19 protein-coding genes are annotated in these 21,425 nt (G+C 72.1%); 18 read left to right on the top strand and 1 reads right to left on the bottom strand.

Annotated features, from left to right (window positions below; all coding sequences use genetic code 11):
- The first annotated feature begins 63 nt into the window (after positions 1–63).
- A complete protein-coding gene (efp, locus tag GA0070612_RS26135) occupies positions 64–621 on the top strand; it encodes an elongation factor P (protein WP_088990319.1) in 558 nt (185 codons plus the stop codon).
- Positions 622–644: 23 nt separating this feature from the next.
- Entirely contained in the window at positions 645–1,055 is a 411-nt protein-coding gene (gene nusB / locus GA0070612_RS26130; RefSeq protein WP_197699491.1) for a transcription antitermination factor NusB, read from the top strand.
- Between the two features lie 68 nt (positions 1,056–1,123).
- On the opposite strand, the gene bldD is transcribed toward nusB, so the two are convergent.
- Positions 1,124–1,612: a transcriptional regulator BldD gene (bldD, locus tag GA0070612_RS26125; RefSeq protein WP_007458348.1), complete on the bottom strand. Its 489-nt coding sequence runs from the start codon at positions 1,610–1,612 to the stop codon at positions 1,124–1,126.
- A gap of 290 nt (positions 1,613–1,902) precedes the next feature.
- Here bldD and pyrR point away from each other — a divergent pair, with 290 nt between their 5' ends.
- From pyrR to GA0070612_RS26045, 16 genes are all read left to right on the top strand, one after another.
- Positions 1,903–2,487 (top strand): bifunctional pyr operon transcriptional regulator/uracil phosphoribosyltransferase PyrR, encoded by a 585-nt coding sequence (gene pyrR / locus GA0070612_RS26120; RefSeq protein ID WP_088990317.1) that lies wholly within the window; start codon positions 1,903–1,905, stop codon positions 2,485–2,487.
- Positions 2,488–2,542: 55 nt separating this feature from the next.
- Positions 2,543–3,469: an aspartate carbamoyltransferase catalytic subunit gene (locus tag GA0070612_RS26115; RefSeq protein ID WP_088990316.1), complete on the top strand. Its 927-nt coding sequence runs from the start codon at positions 2,543–2,545 to the stop codon at positions 3,467–3,469.
- Positions 3,466–4,743 carry a dihydroorotase gene (locus tag GA0070612_RS26110; RefSeq protein ID WP_088990315.1) on the top strand — a complete coding sequence of 426 codons (1,278 nt, stop codon included), beginning with the start codon at positions 3,466–3,468 and terminating at the stop codon, positions 4,741–4,743. The genes GA0070612_RS26115 and GA0070612_RS26110 overlap by 4 nt, the downstream gene beginning before the upstream one ends.
- Positions 4,743–5,906: a glutamine-hydrolyzing carbamoyl-phosphate synthase small subunit gene (gene carA / locus GA0070612_RS26105; RefSeq protein WP_088990314.1), complete on the top strand. Its 1,164-nt coding sequence runs from the start codon at positions 4,743–4,745 to the stop codon at positions 5,904–5,906. Before GA0070612_RS26110 ends, carA begins: the two co-directional genes overlap by 1 nt.
- On the top strand, positions 5,899–9,246 hold the full coding sequence (gene carB, locus GA0070612_RS26100; protein ID WP_088990313.1) for a carbamoyl-phosphate synthase large subunit: 3,348 nt from the start codon (positions 5,899–5,901) through the stop codon (positions 9,244–9,246). Before carA ends, carB begins: the two co-directional genes overlap by 8 nt.
- A complete protein-coding gene (locus GA0070612_RS26095) occupies positions 9,243–10,289 on the top strand; it encodes a quinone-dependent dihydroorotate dehydrogenase (RefSeq protein ID WP_167393680.1) in 1,047 nt (348 codons plus the stop codon). Before carB ends, GA0070612_RS26095 begins: the two co-directional genes overlap by 4 nt.
- 367 nt (positions 10,290–10,656) lie before the next feature.
- Positions 10,657–11,931 carry an adenosylmethionine--8-amino-7-oxononanoate transaminase gene (locus GA0070612_RS26090; protein ID WP_088990312.1) on the top strand — a complete coding sequence of 425 codons (1,275 nt, stop codon included), beginning with the start codon at positions 10,657–10,659 and terminating at the stop codon, positions 11,929–11,931.
- A gap of 61 nt (positions 11,932–11,992) precedes the next feature.
- Positions 11,993–12,829 (top strand): orotidine-5'-phosphate decarboxylase, encoded by an 837-nt coding sequence (gene pyrF, locus GA0070612_RS26085; RefSeq protein ID WP_088990311.1) that lies wholly within the window; start codon positions 11,993–11,995, stop codon positions 12,827–12,829.
- 178 nt (positions 12,830–13,007) lie between these two features.
- Positions 13,008–13,325, top strand: coding sequence for an integration host factor, actinobacterial type (mihF, locus tag GA0070612_RS26080; protein ID WP_030335662.1), 318 nt, complete (start codon positions 13,008–13,010; stop codon positions 13,323–13,325).
- A gap of 25 nt (positions 13,326–13,350) precedes the next feature.
- The gene (locus tag GA0070612_RS26075) at positions 13,351–13,884 is read left to right on the top strand and encodes a nucleoside/nucleotide kinase family protein (protein ID WP_088990310.1); all 534 of its coding nucleotides are present in this window, start codon (positions 13,351–13,353) and stop codon (positions 13,882–13,884) included.
- Positions 13,885–13,948: 64 nt separating this feature from the next.
- The gene (rpoZ, locus tag GA0070612_RS26070) at positions 13,949–14,212 is read left to right on the top strand and encodes a DNA-directed RNA polymerase subunit omega (protein ID WP_030335666.1); all 264 of its coding nucleotides are present in this window, start codon (positions 13,949–13,951) and stop codon (positions 14,210–14,212) included.
- A 14-nt stretch (positions 14,213–14,226) separates the two neighbouring features.
- Positions 14,227–15,435, top strand: a complete 1,209-nt coding sequence (gene coaBC, locus GA0070612_RS26065; protein WP_088990309.1) for a bifunctional phosphopantothenoylcysteine decarboxylase/phosphopantothenate--cysteine ligase CoaBC — start codon at positions 14,227–14,229, stop codon at positions 15,433–15,435.
- 87 nt (positions 15,436–15,522) lie between these two features.
- A complete protein-coding gene (gene metK / locus GA0070612_RS26060; protein WP_088947464.1) occupies positions 15,523–16,716 on the top strand; it encodes a methionine adenosyltransferase in 1,194 nt (397 codons plus the stop codon).
- Positions 16,713–18,689, top strand: a complete 1,977-nt coding sequence (locus GA0070612_RS26055) for a primosomal protein N' (protein WP_088991773.1) — start codon at positions 16,713–16,715, stop codon at positions 18,687–18,689. The genes metK and GA0070612_RS26055 overlap by 4 nt, the downstream gene beginning before the upstream one ends.
- 255 nt (positions 18,690–18,944) lie before the next feature.
- The gene (locus tag GA0070612_RS26050) at positions 18,945–19,928 is read left to right on the top strand and encodes an AAA family ATPase (protein ID WP_088990308.1); all 984 of its coding nucleotides are present in this window, start codon (positions 18,945–18,947) and stop codon (positions 19,926–19,928) included.
- Positions 19,929–20,086: 158 nt separating this feature from the next.
- The gene (locus GA0070612_RS26045; protein WP_088990307.1) at positions 20,087–21,331 is read left to right on the top strand and encodes a cytochrome P450; all 1,245 of its coding nucleotides are present in this window, start codon (positions 20,087–20,089) and stop codon (positions 21,329–21,331) included.
- Positions 21,332–21,425 lie beyond the last annotated feature (94 nt).

The following is a 21,425-nucleotide window of genomic DNA, read 5'->3' as shown; positions in this document are numbered from 1 at the left end:
ACCGATTAGACGCAGCTAGTAGACTTCTCTGGTCTGTCCGCCAATTGATGATCAAGGCAGGAAATGGCCTCCACCAACGACCTCAAAAACGGCCTGGTACTCAACCTGGACGGCGAGCTCTGGGCCGTCGTCGAGTTCCAGCACGTCAAGCCCGGTAAGGGTGGCGCCTTCGTGCGCACCACGCTGAAGAACGTGCTGTCCGGGAAGGTGGTCGACAAGACCTTCAACGCGGGCACCAAGGTCGAGACCGCGACCGTCGACAAGCGCACGATGCAGTACCTGTACGCCGACGGCGAGGACTTCGTCTTCATGGATCTGGAGACCTTCGACCAGATCACCGTGCCCGGTGGCACCGTCGGCGAGGCAGCCAACTACCTGCTTCCCGAGGCGGAGGCGACCGTCGCCCAGCACGAGGGTGTGCCGCTCTACATCGAGCTGCCCACCAGCGTCGTGCTGGAGGTCACCTACACCGAGCCGGGCCTGCAGGGCGACCGTTCCACCGGTGGCAACAAGCCGGCGACGGTGGAGACCGGCGCCACCGTGCAGGTGCCGCTGTTCATCACCACCGGCGAGAAGATCAAGGTCGACACCCGCGACGGCCGTTACCTCGGCCGCGCCTGATGGCCGAGGGTTCCAAGCAGCAGATGCCGGCGCGCCGCAAGGCGCGTAAGCGGGCGCTGGATGTCCTCTACGAGGCCGACCTGCGGGACAAGCCTCCGGTGGAGGTGCTCGCCGGCTACGTGCAGCGGATCGAGCAGCCCCGACCGGAGCACCTGGGTTACGCGGTGGGCCTGGTCGAGGGTGTCGCCGAACACCTCAACCGGATCGACGAGCTGATCGCCAGCTACGCCGAGGGTTGGACGCTGGACCGGATGCCGGTCGTCGACCGGAATCTGGCCCGGATCGCTGTCTACGAGTTGCTCTACGTCGACGAGATCGACGACGCGGTGGCGATCAGCGAGGCCGTGGAGCTGGCCCGACAGATGTCGACCGACGATTCGCCGCGCTTCCTCAACGGGGTGCTCGGCCGGATCGCGGAGTACGCCACCCGCTGATCGAGGCGGCACCACTATCGAAAGGGCCCGTGCCGGATGGCACGGGCCCTTTCGGGTGGAGCTGTCGTTCAGGAGGCGAAGAACGCCCGGGGGTCGGCCACCAGCACACCGTGCTCGGTGAGCCGCTCGATCAGGCCCGACGGTGAGGCGTCGTACACGATCGCGAGTGCCCGCAGGTCGTCGGCGCGGATGGAGAGCACCCGGCCGTTGTAGTCACCCCGCTGCTGCTGGATGGCGCGGGCGTAGCGCGCGACGTAGGCCAGGTCCTCGGAGGCCTCGTCGTAGAGCCGCTCCAGGTCCAGGACGATCTTGCTGGTGGGCTCGTGCCGGACGCCGCTGCCGTCAGGCAGCAACTCCGAGACGGGGACACGGTAGAACTCGGCCAACTCGGCCAGGCGGGACACCGTCACGGCCCGGTCGCCGCGCTCGTACGAGCCGACCACCACGGCCTTCCACCGCCCGTTCGACTTTTCCTCCACACCCTGCAGGGAGAGACCCTGCTGCTGGCGGATGGAGCGCAGGCGGGCGCCCAGCGACTTGGCGTATTCAGAGGGCATTCGGACACTCCCAGTGCTGCTCGGGGTTCTCCCGTCGATCGCTACGGAGCGTGACGGTACGGGGAATGGGACACCTGGTCAAGTGGTCGTGACCCTACCGTTGGGGAGCGTCCGGGAAGTTATCCCCCTTTCGTGGTCCTGACCCGGTGGTCAGCGGCCGCTGTCCATCGGCCCGGTGACCACTGGTAACGTGGCGTGAAGCCCCGGCCCTGGTCCGCTTCCGCGGTCCGGCCGGAGGTGCCCGACATCCTTTAACGACCCGTCCCGTGAGGCGGGGAAGGAGGTCCGCCGTGGCGTACCCACCGGCTGCCCGCTCGTCACCACCGCGACAACCCTCGGTGAAGGTGATCCTCGACAGCGCCGACGTGCAGCGCGTGGTCGACCGCATCGCCCACCAGATCCTGGAGAAGACCCAGGGTGCCGCCGACACGGTGCTTCTGGGGATTCCCACGAGAGGCACCCCGCTGGCGCGGCGGCTCGCCGACCGGATCAGCACCTTCGAGGACGTCGCCGTACCCGTCGGTGTGCTCGACATCACCCTCTACCGCGACGACCTGCGCCGGCACGCCACCCGCGCGGTCGGCCCGACCGAGTTGCCGTCCAGCGGCATCGACGGCAAGCGGGTCATCCTCGTCGACGACGTGCTGTTCTCCGGCCGCACCGTCCGGGCCGCGCTCGACGCGCTCAACGACGTCGGCCGACCGGCCTCCGTCCAGCTCGCCGTTCTGGTCGATCGCGGTCACCGGGAGCTGCCGATCCGCGCCGACTACGTCGGCAAGAACATCCCGACCTCGCTCGCCGAGAGCGTGAAGGTGACGCTCGCCGAGATCGACGGCGTGGACGAGGTCCGGCTCTACGGGGGACCAGCCCAGTGAGCGCGAGGAGTGCAGCGCAGCGGAGCCCCGCAGTCGCGACCGAAAGGCCAGCAGAGTGATCAAGCATCTGCTCTCCGGGGCGGACCTGGACGCCGCCACCGCCACCGAGATCCTGGACACCGCCGCCGAGATGGCCACCGTCGCCGGCCGGGAGATCAAGAAGCTGCCCGCGCTGCGCGGCCGGACCGTGGTGAACCTCTTCTACGAGGACTCCACCCGTACCCGGATCTCGTTCGAGGCCGCGGCGAAGCGGCTCAGCGCCGACGTGATCAACTTTTCCGCGAAGGGGTCCAGCGTCACCAAGGGCGAGAGCCTGAAGGACACCGCGTTGACCCTGCAGGCCATGGGCGCCGACGCGGTCGTCGTCCGGCACCCCGCCTCCGGCGCTCCGCACCGACTGGCCAACTGGGTCGACGGGTCGGTCGTCAACGCCGGCGACGGCACCCACGAGCACCCCACCCAGGCGCTGCTGGACGCGTACACCATGCGGGCCCGGCTGGGCCGGCTGGCCGGCCTGTCGGTCGCGGTGGTCGGGGACGTCCTGCACTCCCGCGTCGCCCGCTCCAACGTGCTGCTGCTCTCCACCCTCGGCGCCAAGGTCACCCTGGTCGGCCCGCCGACACTCATCCCGGTCGACATCGCCGGAGCCCTCGCCCCCGGCACCGACGTCTCCTACGACCTCGACTGCGTGCTGCCCGACGTGGACGTGGTGATGATGCTGCGGGTGCAGCGGGAGCGGATGAAGGACTCCTACTTCCCCTCCGCGCGCGAGTACGCCCGCCGCTACGGGCTGGACGGCCCCCGGATGCGCCGGCTGCCCGAGCACGCGATCGTCATGCACCCGGGCCCGATGAACCGGGGGATGGAGATCACCGCCGAGGTCGCCGACTCACCCCGCTCCACGATCGTCGAACAGGTCACCAACGGGGTCTCCGTGCGGATGGCTGTCCTTTACCTGCTGCTCGGAGGGAACAACCGGTGAGCGCGTACCTGATCACCAACGTGAGCGTCGTCGGTGGCCCGCCGACCGACCTGCTGATCCGCGACGGCGTGGTCGCCGAGGTCGCCGACGGCCTGTCCGCGCCGGACGCCACGGTCGTCGACGGCACCGGGCTGGTCGCCCTGCCCGGCCTGGTCGACCTGCACACCCACCTGCGCGAACCCGGTCGGGAGGACGCCGAGACCGTCGAGTCCGGGTCCCGCGCTGCCGCGCTGGGCGGCTACACGGCGGTCTGCGCCATGGCCAACACCTCCCCGGTCGCGGACACCGCCGGTGTGGTCGAGCAGGTTTGGCGGCTCGGCCGGGAAGCCGGCCTGGTCGACGTGCAACCGATCGGCGCGGTCACCGTCGGGCTGGCCGGCGAGCGCCTGGCCGAGCTGGGGGCGATGGCCGACTCCGCGGCCCGGGTGCGGATCTTCTCCGACGACGGGCACTGCGTCGCCGACCCGTTGCTGATGCGCCGGGCGCTGGAGTACGTCAAGGCGTTCGACGGCATCATCGCCCAGCACGCCGAGGAGCCCCGGCTCACCGAGGGCGCCCAGATGCACGAGGGTGAGGTCTCCACCCGGCTCGGGCTGATCGGCTGGCCGGCGGTCGCCGAGGAGGCGATCATCGCCCGCGACGTGCTGCTCGCCGAACACGTGGGCAGCCGACTGCACGTCTGCCACGTCTCCACCGCCGGCAGCGTCGAGGTGCTGCGCCAGGCCAAGGCACGCGGGGTACGCGTCACCGCCGAGGTCACCCCGCACCACCTGCTGCTCACCGACGAGCGCGCCGAGACCTACGACCCGGTCTTCAAGGTCAACCCGCCGTTGCGGACGGCCGCGGACATCGCCGCGTTGCGCGGCGCGCTCGCCGACGGGGTGATCGACATCATCGCCACCGACCACGCCCCGCACGCCGTGGAGGACAAGGAGTGCGAGTGGGCGTACGCCCGGCCGGGCATGCTCGGTCTGGAGACGGCCCTGTCCATCGCGCTCGACGTGCTCGGCCCCGAGTGGGATCTGATCGCCGAGCGGATGTCGCGTACCCCCGCCCGGATCGCGGGGTTGACCGGGCACGGCGTCGACCCGGCGCCCGGCGTGCCGGCCAACCTGACAGTGGTCGACCCGGCCGCCCGCCGCATCATCGAGCCGGCGGAGCTGGCCAGTCGCAGTCGCAACACCCCGTACGCCCGCATGACGCTGCCAGGTCGCATCGTGGCGACCTTCCTGCGCGGCGAGCCGACGGTCCTGGACGGAAAGGCAGTCAAGTAATGGCCAAGCGCAGGCCCGCGATCCTCGTACTCGAGGACGGGCGCACGTTCCCCGGTGAGGCGTACGGCAGCGTCGGGGAGACCTTCGGCGAGGCGGTCTTCACCACCGGCATGACCGGTTACCAGGAGACGCTCACCGACCCGTCGTACCACCGGCAGGTGGTGGTGCAGACCGCGCCGCACATCGGCAACACCGGCGTCAACGGCGAGGACGACGAGTCCGGCCGGATCTGGGTGGCCGGTTACGTCGTGCGCGACCCGGCCCGGATCGGCTCGAACTGGCGGGCCACCGGCGGCCTCGAGGACCGGCTCGCCACCGAGGGTGTGGTGGGCATCAGCGGAGTGGACACCCGGGCGCTGACCCGGCACCTGCGGGAGCGGGGCGCCATGCGGGTGGGCATCTCCAGCGTCGAGAAGGACCCGCAGAGCCTGCTGGCCCGGGTCCGGCAGGCACCGCAGATGACCGGCGCGGACCTGTCCGCCGAGGTGACCACCGCGCAGCCGTACGTCGTCGAGGCGCTCGGCGAGCACCGGTTCACGGTGGCCGCCCTGGATCTCGGCATCAAGCGCAACGTGCCGCGTCGGCTCGCCGCGCGCGGGGTGACCACGCACGTGCTGCCGGCGTCGTCGAGCATCGAGCAGTTGCTCGCCACCGGCGCCGACGCGATCTTCCTGTCGCCCGGTCCGGGCGACCCGGCCACCGCCGACGGTCCGGTGGCGGTGGCCCGGGAGGCGCTGCGGCGGGAGGTGCCGCTGTTCGGCATCTGCTTCGGCAGTCAGATCCTCGGCCGGGCGCTCGGCTTCGGCACCTACAAGCTGGGCTACGGCCACCGCGGGATCAACCAGCCGGTGCTCGACCGGGCCACCGGCAAGGTCGAGGTGACCAGCCACAACCATGGCTTCGCCGTCCAGGTCCCCGGTGCCGGCGTCGGCGCCGTCGTCCCCGACCAGGTGATCGACACCGACTTCGGCGGCGTTCAGGTGTCCCATGTCTGCCTCAATGACAACGTGGTCGAGGGGCTGCGGGCGATCGACGTGCCCGCCTTCACCGTGCAGTACCACCCGGAGGCGGCGGCCGGCCCACACGACGCCGACTACCTCTTCGACCGATTCGCCGAGCTGATCGAGGGTCGGCAGCACAGCAGGGGGCGCAGCAATGCCTAAGCGGACCGATCTCCAGCACATCCTCGTGATCGGCTCGGGGCCGATCGTCATCGGGCAGGCCTGCGAGTTCGACTACTCCGGCACCCAGGCCTGCCGGGTGCTGCGCAGCGAGGGGATCCGGGTCAGCCTGGTCAACTCCAACCCGGCCACGATCATGACCGACCCGGAGTTCGCCGACGCGACCTACGTCGAGCCGATCACCCCGGAGTTCGTGGAGCTGGTCATCGCCAAGGAGCGCCCGGACGCGATCCTGGCGACCCTCGGCGGGCAGACCGCGCTGAACACGGCCGTCGCCCTGCACGAGGGCGGCATCCTGGAGAAGTACGGCGTGGAGTTGATCGGCGCGAACATCGACGCCATCAACCGCGGCGAGGACCGGCAGCTGTTCAAGGAGATCGTGGCGAAGGCCGGCGTACGCCTGGGTGTCGAGGACCCGAACGGGCTGGTGCCGCGCTCCCGGGTCTGCCACTCCATGGAAGAGGTCGAGGCGACGGTCGCCGAGCTGGGCCTGCCGGTGGTGATCCGGCCGTCGTTCACCATGGGTGGCCTGGGTTCCGGCATGGCGCACACCCCGGAGGACCTGGCCCGCATCGCCGGCGACGGCCTCGCCGCCAGCCCGGTGCACGAGGTGCTCATCGAGGAGAGCGTGCTCGGCTGGAAGGAGTACGAACTCGAACTGATGCGCGACCGGCACGACAACGTGGTGGTGGTCTGCTCGATCGAGAACGTCGACCCGATGGGTGTGCACACCGGCGACAGCGTCACCGTGGCACCGGCCATGACGCTCACCGACCGGGAGTACCAGCGCCTGCGTGATCTGGGCATCGCCGTGCTGCGCGAGGTCGGGGTGGACACCGGCGGCTGCAACATCCAGTTCGCGGTCAACCCGGTCGACGGCCGGATCGTCGTGATCGAGATGAACCCTCGGGTGTCGCGCTCCTCGGCGCTGGCCTCCAAGGCGACCGGCTTCCCGATCGCGAAGATCGCCGCGAAGCTGGCCATCGGCTACACCCTCGACGAGATCCCCAACGACATCACGTTGAAGACCCCGGCGGCGTTCGAGCCGACCCTGGACTACGTGGTGGTGAAGATCCCCCGGTTCGCGTTCGAGAAGTTCCCCGGCGCGGACCCGGAGCTGACCACCACGATGAAGTCGGTGGGCGAGGCGATGAGCCTCGGGCGTAACTTCACCGAGGCGCTGAACAAGGCGATGCGCTCGATGGAAACCCAATCATCTGGTTTCTGGACCACTCCGGACCCCGACGGCGTCACCCTCGCGGACACCCTGGCCGCCCTGCGGATCCCACACGACGGTCGGCTGTACACGGTGGAGCGGGCACTGCGCCTCGGCGCGTCGATCGCCGAGGTCGCCGAGGCGTCCGGCGGGATCGACCCGTGGTTCCTCGACCAGATCGCCGCGTTGATCGAGCTGCGCGCCGAGATCGTGGACGCGCCGGTGCTCGACGCCGACCTGCTGCGCCAGGCCAAGCGGGCCGGCCTGTCCGACCGGCAGCTCGCCGCGCTGCGCCCGGAGTTGGCGGCCGAGGACGGCGTACGCACCCTGCGGCACCGCCTCGACGTGCGTCCGGTCTACAAGACGGTGGACACCTGCGCGGCCGAGTTCGAGGCGACGACGCCGTACCACTACTCGACGTACGACCTGGAGACCGAGGTCGTGCCGTCGAACCGGCCGAAGGTGCTGATCCTGGGCTCCGGCCCGAACCGGATCGGCCAGGGCATCGAGTTCGACTACTCCTGCGTGCACGCGGTCCAAGCGTTGCGGTCGGCCGGTTACGAGACCGTCATGGTCAACTGCAACCCGGAGACGGTGTCCACCGACTACGACACCGCCGACCGGCTCTACTTCGAGCCGCTGACGTTCGAGGACGTCCTGGAGGTCTGGCACGCCGAGGACTCGTCCGGCCGGGCGGCCGGCGGGCCGGGCGTGGTCGGGGTGGTCGTCCAGCTCGGCGGTCAGACCCCGCTGGGGCTGGCGCAGCGGCTCAAGAACGCGGGTGTGCCGATCGTCGGCACCTCCCCGGAGTCGATCCACCTGGCCGAGGAGCGCGGCGCGTTCGGCGCGGTGCTGGCCCGGGCCGGGCTGCGCGCGCCCGCGCACGGCCTGGCCACCTCCTACGACGAGGCCAAGACGATCGCCGACGAGATCGGCTACCCGGTGCTGGTCCGGCCGTCGTACGTGCTGGGCGGGCGGGGCATGGAGATCGTCTACGACGACCCGACGCTGCGCGACTACATCGGACGGGCCACCGACATCTCCGGCGACCACCCGGTGCTGGTGGACCGGTTCCTCGACGACGCCATCGAGATCGACGTGGACGCGCTCTGCGACGCCGACGGCGAGGTCTACATCGGTGGCGTGATGGAGCACATCGAGGAGGCCGGCATCCACTCCGGCGACTCGTCCTGCGCGCTGCCGCCGATCACCCTCGCCGGCTCGCACCTCGCCGAGGTCCGCCGCTACACCGAGGCCATCGCGCGTGGCGTCGGCGTCCGTGGCCTGCTCAACGTGCAGTACGCGCTCAAGGACGACGTGCTCTACGTCCTGGAGGCCAACCCGCGGGCGTCGCGGACCGTCCCGTTCGTCTCGAAGGCGACGGCGGTGCCGCTGGCCAAGGCGGCGGCGCGGATCGCGCTCGGCGCGAGCATCGCCGAGCTGCGCGCCGAGGGTCTGCTGCCGGCGACCGGTGACGGGGGCACGATGCCCGCCGACGCGCCGGTCGCGGTCAAGGAGGCGGTGCTGCCGTTCAAGCGTTTCCGGACCCGCTCCGGCAAGGGGATCGACTCACTGCTCGGCCCGGAGATGAAGTCGACGGGCGAGGTGATGGGCATCGACACCAACTTCGGGCACGCGTTCGCCAAGAGCCAGTCGGCCGCGTACGGGTCGCTGCCCACCGGCGGGAAGATCTTCGTCTCGGTGGCCAACCGGGACAAGCGCGGCATGATCTTCCCGATCAAGCGGCTGGCCGACCTGGGCTTCGAGATCGTCGCGACCACGGGCACGGCCGAGGTGCTGCGCCGGCACGGCATCGCCTGCGAGCAGATCCGCAAGCACTACCAGGCGGGCGAGGGTGACGACGCGGTGTCGCTGATCGGCGGCGGCCACGTGGCGCTCGTGATCAACACGCCGCAGGGTTCGGGCGCCAGCGCCCGCTCCGACGGCTACGAGATCCGCAGCGCGGCCGTCACCGCGGACATCCCCTGCATCACCACGGTGCCCGGGGCCGCCGCGGCCGTGATGGGCATCGAGGCGCGCATCCGGGGCGACATGCGGGTACGCCCGCTGCAGGACCTGCACGCCACCCTGCGGGCGGCCCAGTGACGGTGTTCGAGCGGGTCGTACGACCCGGGTTGTTCCGGCTCGGGGGTGGCGACGCCGAGGCGGCGCACGAGTGGACGCTGCGACGATTGGCCGGTCTGTCGCGGCGTCCGGCCGCCCTGGCCGCGCTGCGGGCCCGGTACGCGGTCGATGCGCCGCGCACGGTGTTCGGCGTACGGTTCCCCAACCCGATCGGGTTGGCCGCCGGCATGGACAAGGACGGCGCGGCGTTGCCGGCGTGGCCGGCGCTCGGCTTCGGCTTCGTCGAGGTCGGCACTGTCACCGCGCACGCCCAGCCGGGCAACCCGCGACCACGGCTGTTCCGCCTGCCGGCCAGCGAGGCGGTGGTCAACCGGATGGGCTTCAACAACGCCGGTGCCGCCGCGTTGGCCGCCCGGCTGGCGGCGCTGCCGCGCCCGCTCGGGGTGCCGTTGGGCATCTCGCTGGGCAAGTCCAAGGTGACTGCGCTCGACGACGCGGTCGAGGACTACCTCGCGTCGTACCGGGCGCTGCGTGGGCACGGTGACTACTTCGCGGTGAACGTGTCCTCGCCGAACACTCCGGGTCTGCGCTCCCTGCAGGATCGCGCCCACCTGGACGCGCTGCTCGGCGCGTTGGTGGGGGAGAAACCGGTACTGGTCAAGATCGCCCCTGATCTGACCGAGGCGGCGATCGCCGAACTGCTGGAGGTCTGCCTGGCCCGGGGCGCCTCCGGGGTGATCGCCACGAACACCACGCTGTCGCGCGACGGGCTCGCCGCCGTGGACGTCGAGCGCGGCGAGCAGGCCGGTGGTCTGTCCGGTCGGCCGTTGACCGGTCGCGCCCGGGAGGTGGTGGCCTTCGTGCATCGCGAGACCGGTGGTCGGCTGCCCATCATCGGGGTGGGTGGGGTGCTCGACCCGGACGACGCCACCCGGATGTTCGACGCGGGAGCCTCCCTGGTGCAGCTCTACACCGGCTTCATCTACCGGGGCCCGGCCCTGGTCCGGGCCGCCGCCCGGGCGAGTGCCACGGCGGTGACACCGGATCCGGTCGCCGGCCGGTGACCGCACGCGGCGTGGTGCCGGCCCGGCCCGACCCGGTGCCGAGCCGGCCCCACGCCACGGACCCCACCCCCACCCCTGCCACGGACCCCACCCCTGCCACGGGCCCTTTGCTCTGCACCCGTGGGTGCACCACCACGACCGTCACTCGGTTGCTCTGCACCCGTGGATGCACCACCGCCCGCCGCAGCGCGGCCCCCGGCCGCCGGGTGTCGCGTGCTGAGGCGTCACGTGCTGAGGTGTCGCGTGCTGAGGCGTCACGTGCTGAGGTGTCGCGTCCGTGGGTGCAGAGCAAAGGCGGCGACGGAGTGGTGCGACCGGCCGAAGGACGACCGCCGTCCGGCCGGTTCGCGCCCGGAAAGGAGTACGCGTGACCCCCGAGGAGATCCTGGCCGTCGACCGGGACCATGTCTGGCATCCGTACGCGGCGCTGCCGCCGGCGACCCCGCCGTACGTGGTGCGCAGCGCCGAGGGCGTACGCCTGCGGCTGGCCGACGGCCGTGAGCTGGTGGACGGGATGTCGTCCTGGTGGGCGGCGATCCACGGGTACCGGCACCCGGTGCTGGACGCGGCGGTCACCGACCAGCTCGGACGGATGAGCCACGTGATGTTCGGCGGGCTCACCCACGAGCCCGCCGTGCAGCTCGCCCGCACCCTGGTCGAGCTGACGCCGGAGGGCCTGGAGCACGTGTTCCTGGCCGACTCCGGGTCGGTCAGCGTCGAGGTGGCGGTGAAGATGTGCCTGCAGTACCAGCGGGCTGTCGGGCAGCCGCAGCGGCGTCGGTTGGCGACCTGGCGGGGCGGCTACCACGGTGACACGTTCCACCCGATGAGCGTCTGCGACCCGGAGGGCGGGATGCACCACCTCTGGGGCGACGTGCTGCCGCGACAGGTGTTCGCCCCGGTGCCGCCGGGCGGCTTCGACGACCCGCCCGACGACGCGTACGTGGCGGCGTTGGTGGAGACCGTCGAGCGGCACGCCCACGAACTGGCCGCCGTGATCGTCGAGCCGGTCGTCCAGGGCGCCGGCGGGATGCGCTTCCACCATCCCGGTTACCTGCGGGTGCTGCGGGAGGTGACCCGCGCCCACGGAGTGTTGTTGATCTTCGACGAGATCGCCACCGGGTTCGGCCGTACCGGTGCGATGTTCGCCGCCGAGCACGCCGGGGTGACCCCGGACGTGCTGTGCGTGGGTAAGGCGCTCACCGGGGGCTACCTGACGCTGGCGGCGACGCTGTGTACCCCGGAGATCGCCCGGGGCATCTCCGCCGCCGGCGTGCTGGCGCACGGACCCACGTTCATGGGCAACCCCCTGGCCTGCGCGGTGGCCAACGCCTCCATCGGTCTGCTGCGGGCCGGGGACTGGGCGGGGCAGGTCGCCAGGGTCGGCGCCGGCCTGCGCGCCGGCCTGGAGCCGCTGCGCGGTACGCCGGGCGTCGCCGACGTACGGGTGCTCGGTGCGATCGGGGTGGTCCAGCTGGATCACGAGGTGGACCTCGGCGCGGCCACCGCCGCCGCGGCCGGGCAGGGGGTGTGGCTGCGCCCGTTCCGCGACCTGGTCTACACGATGCCGCCGTACGTCACCGACGACGCCGACCTGGCCCGGATCGCCGCCGGGGTGGCGGCGGCCGTGGCGGCCGGCTGACCACACGGGTACCTCCGGGAGGCGCGTCGCCGCCCGGCCGACAAGAGAGAGGGAGCACCGGATGGAGAGCTTCGGAACCCGGCTGCACCGGGCGATGGTCGAGCGGGGGCCACTCTGTGTGGGCATCGACCCGCATCCCGGTCTGCTGGCCCGTTGGGGCCTCGCCGACGACGTCCAGGGTCTAGACCGCTTCACCCGGACCGTCGTGGAAGCCCTCGGTGACCGGGTTGCGGTGGTCAAGCCTCAGTCGGCCTTTTTCGAGCGGTTCGGATCCCACGGCGTGGCCATTCTTGAGTCAACTATCCGACAGTTACGAGATGCCGGCTCGCTCGTTCTCCTCGACGTCAAGCGCGGCGACATCGGCTCGACGGTGAGCGCGTACGCCTCCGCGTACCTTGATCCATCCAGCCCGATGTATGTCGACGCGGTCACCGCGAGCCCCTACCTCGGCGTCGGTTCGCTGGCCCCGATGTTCGAGCTGGCCGCCGAGCACGGCGGCGGTGTCTTCGTGCTGGCCCTCACCTCCAACCCGGAGGGCGCGTCCGTGCAGCAGGCCCGTGCGGCCGACGGCCGCACCGTGGCGCAAACCGTGATCGACGAGATTTCCCAGCTCAACAGGGGTGCGACCCCGCTGGGGAGCTTCGGTCTGGTGGTCGGGGCGACCATCGGTGACACCGGCCACGACCTCACCGGCGTAGGGGGTCCGCTGCTCGCCCCGGGCCTTGGCGCGCAGGGTGGCGGGGCGGCGGATCTGCGGACCGTCTTCGGTGCGAGCCTCGCCTCGGTGCTCCCGTCGTACTCCCGGGAGGTGCTCTCGGCAGGCCCCGACGTCGCCACCCTGCGGGCCGCCGCGGACCGGGTGTTGGCCGACTGCCGGGCCGTCCTGCCTGCCCTCTGACTGACTGACGGGTCGGTCACTTTCCGTTGATCATGGGCCCCCCACGTTGCCGAAAGTTCCGTTGACCGCTAGTTTTCCCCGCGCTGGGAACCACGGACCCCTTGGTTCACAGCGACACCACGTTTCACAGATGCGGCGGTGCGCCCCGCCCGCCGCGATAGGGACCTGAGGAGAACTGGTGCCGCTCCCGTCACTGACCCCCGAACAACGCGCTGCCGCGCTCGAGAAGGCCGCGGAGATCCGCAAGGCCCGTGCTCAGCTGAAGGAGCAGCTCAAGCAGGGCAAGACCACCCTCGGTGCTGTCCTTGAGCGCGCCGAGAGCGACGACGTCGTCGGCAAGCTCAAGGTTTCGGCCGTCCTGCAGGCCATGCCGGGCATCGGCAAGATCCGGGCTACCCAGATCATGGAGAAGCTCAAGATCGCCGACAGCCGTCGCCTGCGTGGCCTCGGCGAGCAGCAGCGCAAGGCACTGCTTGGAGAGTTCGCCGCCAACTGAACCTGGCAGCGTGTAGAAACAAGCAGTGAGCACGGATGACGAGGCGCGCCCGGCGGCTCGGCTCACTGTCCTGGCTGGACCTTCGGGTTCCGGCAGGGAGAGTGTCGTCGAGCTCGTCCGGGCGCGTTCTCCGTCCGTGTGGTTGCCGGTGCCGGCGACCACACGGCCGCGCCGCGAGTCGGAGATCGACGGGGTTGACCGCGTCTTCCTCGCCCCGGCCGAGTTCGACCGCCGGCTCGTCGCGGGCGAGCTGCTGGAGTGGTCCCGGATCGGCGCGTACCGCCGGGGCACCCCCTATCCACCCTTGCGGGCCCGGCTCGACGCCGGGCAACCGGTGCTCCTCCCGCTCGACCTGCCCGGCGCTCCGCTGGTGCGCGCGCGCCTGCCGGACTCCCGGCTGGTGCTGCTGCGCCCACCCGGTTACCGACCCGACGCCCAGGTGGCGGCGGCCTTCGAGCACACGCTGACCCACGACCTCACCGAGCGGGTCGTCGAGGAGCTGGTAGGCTTACTCGGTTCTTCTTATCCGGATCCGACCTGGTCGCGCGTGCGTGGCTGACGGTCGGCCGCCGTTGAGACTCAGCACCGCGTGCGCGCGGCTCGAAAGACGCAGAGGTTAATTCGTGGGATCCATCGCCAACCCCGAAGGCATCACCAACCCGCCGATCGACGAGCTCCTCGAGAAGACGACGTCGAAGTACGCGCTGGTCATCTTCGCCGCCAAGCGCGCGCGCCAGGTCAACGCCTACTACAGCCAGCTCGGTGAGGGTCTGCTGGAGTACGTCGGCCCGCTCGTCGAGACCACCCCCCAGGAGAAGCCCCTCTCCATCGCCATGCGCGAGATCAACTCGGGCCTGCTCACCGCCGAGCCGACCGACCAGCCGTAAGCCCTCGCCGGCCGATGTCCGCCTCGATCGTCCTCGGGGTCGGCGGCGGCATCGCCGCCTACAAGGCGTGCGAGCTGCTGCGACTCTTCACCGAATCCGGTCACCGGGTTCGGGTCGTGCCGACCGCGTCGGCGCTCCGGTTCGTCGGGGCGCCGACCTGGGCGGCGCTCTCCGGTCAGCCGGTCGCCGACGACGTCTGGACCGACGTCCACGAGGTGCCGCACGTCCGTCTCGGTCAGCAGGCCGATCTGGTGGTGGTCGCGCCGACCACCACCGACCTGCTCGCGAAGGCCGCCCACGGGCTCGCCGACGACCTGCTGACCAACACCCTGCTGACCGCCCGCTGCCCGGTGCTGCTCGCTCCGGCCATGCACACCGAGATGTGGGAGCACCCCGCCACCGTGGCCAACGTCGCCACGCTGCGCTCCCGGGGTGTGCGGGTCATCGACCCCGCCGTCGGCCGGCTCACCGGCGCCGACACCGGCAAGGGGCGGCTGCCCGACCCGGCGGAGATCTTCGCCGTCGCCCGGCAGGTGCTGGCCCGGGGCGGCTCCGCCCCCGTCGACCTGGCCGGCCGCCGGGTGGTCGTCACCGCCGGTGGCACCCGGGAGCCGTTGGACCCGGTCCGCTTCCTGGGTAACCGTTCCTCCGGCAAGCAGGGGTACGCGTTCGCCCGCGCCGCCGTCGCCCGGGGCGCCCAGGTCACACTGATCGCGGCCAATGTGTCCCTTCCCGACCCCGCCGGCGTCGACCTGATCCGGGTCGGCACCACCGCCGAGTTGCGGGAGGCGACGGTCAAGGCCGCCGTCGAGGCCGACGCGGTGGTGATGGCGGCGGCTCCGGCCGATTTCCGGCCGGCCACGTACGTGCCTGGCAAAATCAAGAAGTCCGACGATGGCGTCGCGCCCACCATCGACCTCGTCACGAACCCCGACATCGCGGCGGAGCTCGGCCAGCGCAAACGACCGGAGCAACTGCTGGTGGTGTTCGCCGCCGAGACCGGCGACGCCGAGGCCAACGGCCGGGCGAAACTCGCCCGGAAACGGGCCGACCTCATCGTGATCAACGAGGTCGGTCCGGACCTGGTCTTCGGCGCCGACACCAACACGGTGACGGTCATCGGCGCGGACGGCTCGGTCGCCCGACTGCCCGAGCAGGCCAAGGAGTCGGTGGCCGACGCGGTGTGGGATCTCGTCGTGGCGCGGCTACCCGGCGGTTCCTGACGGGTGGTAAAGGGCGCGACCGATCCCGACACCAGCCGCAGTGGTGATTAGACTGCCGCGGAACGACCTCACACGCTTAGGAGTGCCGTGACACGCCGTCTCTTCACGTCCGAATCGGTCACGGAAGGCCACCCGGACAAGATCGCCGACCAGATCAGCGATGGCATCCTCGACGCGCTGCTGGCCGAGGATCCGCACAGCCGGGTGGCGGTCGAGACCATGATCACCACCGGCCAGGTGCACATCGCCGGCGAGGTGACCACCAAGGCGTACGCCGACATCCCGACGATCGTCCGCCGGACCATCCTGGACATCGGCTACGACTCGTCGAAGAAGGGCTTCGACGGGGCCTCCTGCGGGGTCAGCGTCTCCATCGGCGCGCAGTCCGAGGACATCGCGCAGGGCGTGGACAACGCCTTCGAGCTGCGGACCGGGGCGTCGGAGAGCGCGCTGGACGCGCAGGGCGCCGGCGACCAGGGCATGATGTTCGGCTTCGCCTGCTCGGAGACTCCCGAGCTGATGCCGCTGCCGATCGCCCTCGCGCACCGACTGGCCCGTCGGCTCGCCGCGGTCCGCAAGGACGGCACGATCCCCTACCTGCGCCCGGACGGCAAGACCCAGGTCACCATCGAGTACGAAGGGCTGCGCCCGGTCCGGCTGAACACCGTCGTCGTGTCCAGCCAGCACGCCGCCGACATCTCCCTGGACTCGCTGCTCACCCCGGACGTGCGTGACCACGTCATCGCCCCGGAGCTGGAGAGCCTCGGTCTGGACACCGAGGGCTACCGGTTGCTGGTCAACCCGACCGGGCGGTTCGAGATCGGCGGCCCGATGGGTGACGCCGGGCTCACCGGCCGCAAGATCATCGTCGACACCTACGGCGGGTACGCCCGCCACGGCGGCGGCGCGTTCTCCGGCAAGGACCCGTCGAAGGTGGACCGGTCGGCCGCGTACGCCATGCGCTGGGTCGCCAAGAACGTGGTCGCCGCCGGCCTGGCCGAGCGGTGCGAGGCGCAGGTCGCCTACGCCATCGGCAAGGCGCACCCGGTCAGCCTGTTCATCGAGACGTTCGGCACCGAGACCGTGCCGGTCTCCTCGATCGAGAAGGCCGTCACCGAGGTGTTCGACCTGCGCCCGGCCGCGATCATCCGGGACCTCAACCTGCTCCGCCCGATCTACCAGCAGACCGCCGCGTACGGCCACTTCGGCCGCGAGTTGCCGGACCTGACCTGGGAGAGCACCGACCGGGCCGCCGACCTCAAGTCGGCCGCGGGAGCCTGACCGCCACCAGGCGTAGCGACCGGCGACCCGCGGACGGGTCGCCGGTCGCGCGCGTCTGCGTAGATGTCGGACTGGCGCACCTGGACCGGCCGTTCGACTACCTGGTGCCGGCCGAGCTGGACGAGGTGGCGGTGCCCGGCACCCGGGTGAAGGTGCGCTTCGCCGGGCAGCTCGTCGACGGGTGGTTGCTGTCCCGCGCCGACGACTCCGGGCACACCGGCCGCCTCGCGTACCTGGAGAAGGTGGTGTCGCCGGAGCCGGTGCTGGCGCCCGAGATCGCCGGGCTGGCCCGCGCGGTCGCCGACCGGTACGCGGGCAACCTCGCCGACGTGCTCCGGCTCGCCGTGCCGCCCCGGCACGCCCGGGTGGAGAAGGAACCCCGCGACGACCAGCCCGCCGCGGCGGTCGCCGAGGCCGCGGTGGTCGACCCGCGCGGCTGGCGGGACTACCCGACCGGTCCGGCGCTGCTGCGGGCGCTCACCGACGGGCGGGCCCCCCGCGCGGTCTGGTCGGCGCTGCCGGGCGAGGACTGGGCGGCCCGCTACGCCGACGCGGTGGCCGCCACCGTGGCCGGGGGGCGCGGCGCTGTCGTCGTGGTGCCCGACGCCCGCGACCTCGACCGGCTCGACGCCGCGCTCACCGCCGTCCTGGGGGAGGGACGGCACGTCAGCCTCACGGCCGCGCTCGGGCCGGCGCGCCGCTACCGCGCGTTCCTCGCCGCCCGCCGGGGGCGGGTGCCGGTGGTGATCGGCACCCGGGCGGCGATGTTCGCCCCGGTGGACCGCCTCGGTCTGGTCGCCGTCTGGGACGACGGCGACGACCTGCACTCCGAGCCCCGGGCGCCCTACCCGCACGCCCGCGACGTGCTGCTCATCCGCGCCCAGCTCGCCGGGGCCGGTGCGCTGGTCGGGGGTTACGCGCGCAGCGCCGAGGCGCAGCTGCTGCTGGAGACGGGCTGGGCGCGGGAGGTGGTCGCCGACCGCGCGACGGTGCGGGCCCGCGTCCCGGCGATCGCGCCGACCGGCGACGACCCCCAACTGGCCCGCGACCCCGGGGCCGCCACCGCCCGGCTGCCCAGCCTGGCCTGGACGGCCGCTCGCGACGCCCTCCGCCAGGACCTGCCGGTGTTGGTGCAGGTGCCCCGCCGCGGCTACCTGCCGTCGATCTCCTGCGCCGACTGCCGCACCCCGGCCCGTTGCGCGCACTGCGCCGGCCCGCTCGCGTTGCCGTCGGCCGGTGGCACCCCGGCCTGTCGGTGGTGCGCCCGGGTGGCCGCCGCGTACGCCTGCCCGCAGTGCGGTGGGCGGCGGTTGCGGGCGGCGGTGACCGGTGCCCGGCGGACCGCCGAGGAGTTGGGCCGGGCGTTCCCGGGCGTGGCGGTACGCACGTCGGGCCGCGAGGAGGTGCTGACGGATGTTCCCGGCGGGGCGGCCCTGGTGGTGGCCACCCCCGGTGCCGAACCGGTCGCCGAGGGCGGCTACGGAGCGGTGCTGCTGCTCGACTCGTGGGCCCTGCTGACCCGGGCCGACCTGCGCGCCGGTGAGGAGGCGTTGCGGCGCTGGCTGGCTGCGGCGGCGCTGGCCCGACCGGCCCCGGCGGGGCGGGTGGTGGTGGTCGCCGACGGCGCGCTGGCCCCGGTGCAGGCGCTGCTGCGCTGGGACGCCGCCTGGTTCGCCGGCCGGGAGTTGGCCGAGCGCCGGGAGTTGGGCTTCCCCCCGGCCGTCCGGATGGCGAGCGTCACGGGCCCGGCCGAGGCGGTGGCGGACCTGCTCACCGCGGTCCGGCTGCCCGCGGACGCCGAGGTGCTCGGGCCCGTGCCGGCCGAGGAGGGACGGGAGCGGATGCTGGTCCGGGTGCCCCGGGCCCGGGCTGCCGCGCTCGCCGAGGCGTTGCACTCGGCGGCCGGCGCTCGTGCCGCCCGCAAGGCCGCCGACCCGGTCCGTCTCCAGGTGGATCCGCTGAGCCTGTTCTGAGGAGTTTCGGCTGGTGCCGGCGGCGGCGGACCCCGCCGGGCGGACGTGGCCTCGCACACTGCGTCCGGCAGGGGGGTGGTGTCGGAGTGGTAGCATCGCCCGTCATGCCGAGGCGTACGGCGGCTCCAGGTCGCGACGGAGCGTCAGACGTGCTCAGTCGGGGCCGCCGGGGGCTGTCGCGACGATGGCGGTAACGCGTCGGTCGGACGCGGTGTCGATGATGTCAATGAGCCGGTGATCAGGGGTGGACAAGTCGTGACCGTTGGACAATCGATCGTCTTCAACGGCGACCTCGGCAGCGGCAAGAGCACCGTGTCGGTCGAGATCGCCAAGCGGCTCGGGATGCGCCGGGTCAGCGTTGGGGACCTCTACCGGGAGATGGCGCAGCAGCGGCAGATGACCGCTCTGCAGCTCAATCTGCACGCCGAGCTCGACCAGGCCGTCGACGGCTACGTCGACCAGCTCCAGCGGGACATCGCCGCCTCCGGTGAGCGCCTCATCATGGACTCCCGGCTGGCCTGGCACTTCTTCACCGACGCGCTCAAGGTTCACATGATCACCGAGCCGGGTGAGGCGGCCCGTCGGGTGCTCGCCCGGCCCTCCGGTCCGGCGGAGAGCTACGCCTCGCTGGAGGAGGCCAAGGCCAAGCTCCGCGAGCGCAGTGCCAGTGAGCGCAGCCGGTTCATCATCCGGTACGGCGTGGACAAGGCCCGACTGCGCAACTACGACCTGATCTGTGACACCACCCGGGCGACCGCCGCCGAGGTGATCGAGCACATCATCGCCGCGTACGAGGGGACGCTCGGCGCGGAGGTGCTGCGGGACGCGCCACCGCTGCTGCTGCTCGACCCGGCCCGCGTCTACCCGACCGAGGACATCGCCGCCCTGCGGGGTCTGTGGGACACCGACTTCGTCGGCGACGTGGCCGAGGCCGGCGACGAGGCCCTCGAACCGTTGAAGATCGGGTTCACCGGCGAGTACTTCTTCGTCGTCGACGGTCACCGCCGGCTCAGCGCCGCCCTGCAGAACGGGTTCTCCCTCGTCCCCGCCCAGTTGGTCGCCGAGGTCGACGAGCCGGTCGTGGGTGGGATGACGGCGATCGACTACTTCGCCGCCCAGGTGCGCCCCGGCCTGATCTACGACTGGGAGGCGGCGCACAAGATCCAGCTTCCGCTGCCCGAGCCGGCGTTGCTGCGTGGTGACGCGGTCCTCGCGGGGGACCCGGGCGCCGGCGCCTGAGCCCCGGCGGCCGGTGTCCGACCCGGCGCTGGCCGCCCGCCGGTGCCCGACCCGCCGCTCATCCGGGCACTCGGCGTCGACGGTGCGGTCCTGAGGGCTGCTGGACGGCGGCCGCACCGGGATGATGGAACCTCCGACACATCGACGGAGGGCCGGCCATGGAGGCTGCCGAGGCGCTGACACTGCTCATGTCGCCGCAGGGGCGCGTCGACCCGTACCCGACGTACGAGCGGCTGCGCGCCCACGGCCCCGTGGTGCAGGCGTTGCCGGGCCTGTACGTGGTGACCGGTTATCCGGAGGTCGACGAGCTGTTGCGCGACCCCCGGCTCGGGGTGCTCGACGACGCGCTTCGGGACCAGGTCTGGCCGAACTGGCGGCAGAGCCCGGCGGTGTCGTCGATCGCGAGGTCCATGCTGCGGACCAACCCGCCCGACCACAGCCGGATGCGTCGGCTGGCCGCCGGGGCGTTCACTCCGCGCCGGATCGCCGGCATGCGCGACGTGGTGCGGACGCAGGCCGAGGAGTTGCTCGACGTGCTGGTCGACAGTGCCGCGGGCGGGGCTCCGGTCGACATCCTGGCCGACTTCGCGTACCCCCTGCCGGTCGGGGTGATCTGCGCGCTGCTCGGCGTACCCGCGGCTGACCGGCCGCTGTTCCGCCGGTGGGCCGGTGACCTGACCGGGGTGCTGGAGCCGGAGATCACTCCCGAGGAGTTGACGGTCGCCGACGCGGGGGCCGCCGAGCTGCGCGACTACTTCGTGGAGCTGATCGTCGCCCGGCGGCGGGCACCGGCCGACGACCTGACCACCGCGCTGGTTCAGGTGCACGACGCCGACGGCGAACGGCTCACCGGGGACGAACTGCTGGCCAACCTGGTGGTGCTGCTGGTGGCCGGCTTCGAGACCACGACCAACCTGCTCGGCAACGGTCTCGTCGTGCTGCTGCGTCACCCGGCCGCCGCCGCCGAGCTGCGCGCCGATCCCGCACTCGCCCCGACGTACGTCGAGGAGCTGCTGCGCTACGACTCGCCGGTGCAGTTGACCACCCGGACCAGCACGGCGCCGGTGCGCTGCGGCGGGCTCGACCTTCCGGCCGGCAGCACGGCGTTGTTGCTGCTCGGCGCGGCGAACCGTGACCCGCGCCGGTTCGCCGACCCGCAGCGTTTCGACCCGATGCGGGACCAGGGGCACCCGCTGTCCTTCGGCGCCGGCCCGCACTACTGCCTCGGCGCCGGCCTGGCCCGGCTGGAGGCGCGGTTGGCGTTCCCGATGCTGCTGCGTCGCCTCCCCGAGTTGGCGCTGGTCGAGCCGCCCCGGCACCGGACCCGGCTGACCCTGCGTGGCTACGAGAGCCTGCTGGTGTCGCTGGGCGCGCCGGCCGGCGTCCGGGGGGCCGCTCCTTAGCCGGGCAGCCGGCCGCCGGCGCCTGAGAGCAGGCAAGGGCCGGGCCGGTGCGCGGGTGTGCGCACCGACCCGGCCACCGAGTCGTTCGGCGGGT

This window comes from Micromonospora chokoriensis, assembly GCF_900091505.1.
GTDB classification, from domain to species: domain Bacteria; phylum Actinomycetota; class Actinomycetes; order Mycobacteriales; family Micromonosporaceae; genus Micromonospora; species Micromonospora chokoriensis.
Note: the sequence above shows the minus strand (reverse complement) of the source record. Positions and strands in the feature narration are given on the sequence as shown.